This window comes from Plasticicumulans sp., from assembly GCF_035331805.1.
In the GTDB taxonomy this organism is placed as follows: Bacteria; Pseudomonadota; Gammaproteobacteria; order Competibacterales; family Competibacteraceae; genus Plasticicumulans.
The window spans coordinates 3,964-6,654 of record NZ_DAOLKE010000196.1 but is presented as its reverse complement, the minus strand read 5'-3'; the positions used below and the strand labels follow the sequence as shown (position 1 = coordinate 6,654).

2 protein-coding genes and 1 riboswitch are annotated in these 2,691 nt (G+C 66.7%); of the genes, one reads left to right on the top strand and one right to left on the bottom strand.

Translation table 11 applies throughout. The features are described 5' to 3' along the window. Positions 1–79 precede the first annotated feature (79 nt). Positions 80–1,969, bottom strand: a complete 1,890-nt coding sequence (gene thiC, locus PKE44_RS13120; protein WP_324551909.1) for a phosphomethylpyrimidine synthase ThiC — start codon at positions 1,967–1,969, stop codon at positions 80–82. A gap of 62 nt (positions 1,970–2,031) precedes the next feature. Continuing rightward, positions 2,032–2,126, bottom strand: a riboswitch (TPP riboswitch). 90 nt (positions 2,127–2,216) lie between these two features. Between thiC and PKE44_RS13115 the strand changes: the two genes are divergently transcribed. Then, a partial coding sequence (locus PKE44_RS13115) for a GNAT family N-acetyltransferase (protein ID WP_324551907.1) occupies positions 2,217–2,691 on the top strand: 475 nt, incomplete at its 3' end.

Genomic DNA, 2,691 nt, shown 5'->3' with positions numbered 1-2,691 from the left:
GCAATCCTCACGATCCGGCCTGACAGAAAAAGCCGCCATCGCTGGCGGCTTTCCTTGTCAGACAGCTTGAATCAGGCCATCACGCCTTGTGATAGATCTTCGCCCCGGTCTTCACGAACTCGATCGACTTCTCCTCCATACCCTTCGTGAGCGCCGCCTGTTCGTCGACGCCCTGCTTCGCCGCGTAATCACGCACGTCCTGCGTGATCTTCATCGAGCAGAAGTGCGGTCCGCACATCGAGCAGAAGTGCGCGACCTTCGCCGATTCCTTCGGCAGCGTCGCATCGTGGTATTCGCGAGCGCGTTCCGGGTCGAGGCCGAGATTGAACTGGTCTTCCCAGCGGAATTCGAAGCGCGCCTTGCTGAGGGCGTTGTCGCGGACCTGCGCACCGGGATGGCCCTTGGCGAGGTCGGCGGCATGGGCGGCGATCTTGTAGGCGATGATGCCTTCGCGCACGTCCTCCTTGTTCGGCAGGCCGAGGTGCTCCTTCGGCGTCACGTAGCAGAGCATCGCGCAGCCGTACCAGCCGATCTGCGCGGCGCCGATCGCCGAGGTGATGTGGTCGTAGCCGGGCGCGATGTCGGTGGTCAGCGGGCCGAGCGTGTAGAACGGCGCCTCGTGACAGTCGGCGAGTTCCTTGTCCATGTTTTCTTTGATCAGCTGCATCGGCACGTGGCCGGGGCCTTCGATCATGACCTGCACGTCGTGCTGCCAGGCGACCTGCGTCAGTTCGCCGAGCGTTTCCAGCTCACCGAACTGCGCGGCGTCATTGGCATCGGCGAGCGAACCCGGACGCAGGCCGTCGCCGAGCGAGAAGCTCACGTCGTAGGCCTTCATGATCTCGCAGATTTCCTCGAAGTGCGTGTAGAGGAAATTCTCCTGATGATGCGCGAGACACCACTTGGCCATGATCGAACCGCCGCGCGAAACGATGCCGGTGACGCGATCGGCGGTCAGCGGCACGTAACGCAGGCGCACGCCGGCGTGGATCGTGAAGTAATCGACGCCCTGCTCCGCCTGCTCGATCAGCGTGTCGCGGAAGATGTCCCAGGTCAGTTCCTCGGCCTTGCCGTCGACCTTTTCCAGCGCCTGATAGATCGGCACCGTGCCGATCGGCACCGGCGCGTTGCGGATGATCCATTCGCGGGTTTCGTGGATGTTCCTGCCTGTCGACAGATCCATGATGGTGTCGGCACCCCAGCGGATGCCCCAGACCATCTTCTCGACTTCCTCGGCGATGCTCGACGTGACCGCCGAATTGCCGAGGTTGCCGTTGATCTTCACGAGGAAGTTGCGGCCGATGATCATCGGCTCCAGTTCCGGATGATTGATGTTGGCCGGAATGATGGCGCGGCCGCGCGCGACCTCGCTGCGCACGAACTCCGGCGTGATCATTTCCGGAATCGCGGCCCCGAAGGAATGGCCGCGGTGCTGGCGCAGAAGCTTGCCGTAACGCGGATCAGTGCGCAGCTCCTGCAGGCGCAGGCTTTCGCGCAGTGCGACGAATTCCATTTCCGGCGTCACGATGCCCTTGCGCGCGTAATGCATCTGCGTGACGTTGGCGCCGGCCTTCGCGCGGCGCGGGGCGCGGATGTGCTCGAAGCGGAAGGCGGCGAGCCGCGCGTCGGCGGCACGCTCGCGGCCGTAATCGGAACTCGGACCGTCGAGCTGTTCGGTATCCTTGCGCTCGGCGATCCAGCCGCCGCGCACCGAGGGCAGGCCGGCGAGCAGGTCGATGCGCGCCTGCGGATCGGTGTAAGGGCCGGAGCAGTCGTAGACCGGCACCGGCGGATTGACCTCGGCGCCGAACCCGGCCTGCGTCGGGTGCTGCTCGATCTCGCGCAGCGGCACGCGCAGATCGGGGCGCGAGCCTTCGACGTAGACCTTGCGCGACTTCGGGAACGGGCGCGTGACGGCGGCCGACAGCTCGGCGGTCGCGCGCAGGAAATCCTCGGGAATGGCGCTCATGGGCGTGCGTCCTCTTCTATCGGCGGGCGGCAGGTGCAGAGGACGAAACGGGGGGCGGACGGCGACCGGGCGCCGAAGCTCCCTCCGCCGGTGCTAACCGGTTCAGGTTCCAAGGGTATTTCTCAGCTCCGAATCCGGAGCACCCCCGCTTCGATCCGGCCGCGATTACAGCACAGTGTCACGCGGATTGCGCGCGCCGTCCTTCCGGTGTGCCGCCGCACGGACCCATTCGGGAGAAGAACCGCACATGCAGCAGCAGATTCGCGATGCCGGCACGGCCGACCTCGACGGCATCCTCGCCATCTACAACGACGCCGTGCAGCACACGACGGCGATCTGGAACGACACGCCCGTCGATCGCACCAACCGCGCCGCCTGGCTCGCGGCGCGCACGGCGGCCGGCTATCCGGTGCTGGTCGCGGCCGCTGCCGACGGCGCCGTGCTCGGTTACGCATCCTTCGGCGACTGGCGCGCCTTCGACGGCTACCGGCACACGGTCGAGCATTCGGTCTACGTGCACCGCGACGCCCGCGGCCGCGGCACCGGGCACGCCCTGCTCGCGGCGCTGACCGGACGCGCCCGGGCGCTCGGCAAGCACGTGATGGTCGCCGCCATCGACGCCGACAACCTCGCCTCGCTGGCGCTGCACCGGCGGCTCGGCTTCACCGAGACCGGCCGCATGCCGCAGGTCGGCTGCAAGTTCGGGCGCTGGCTGGATCTGG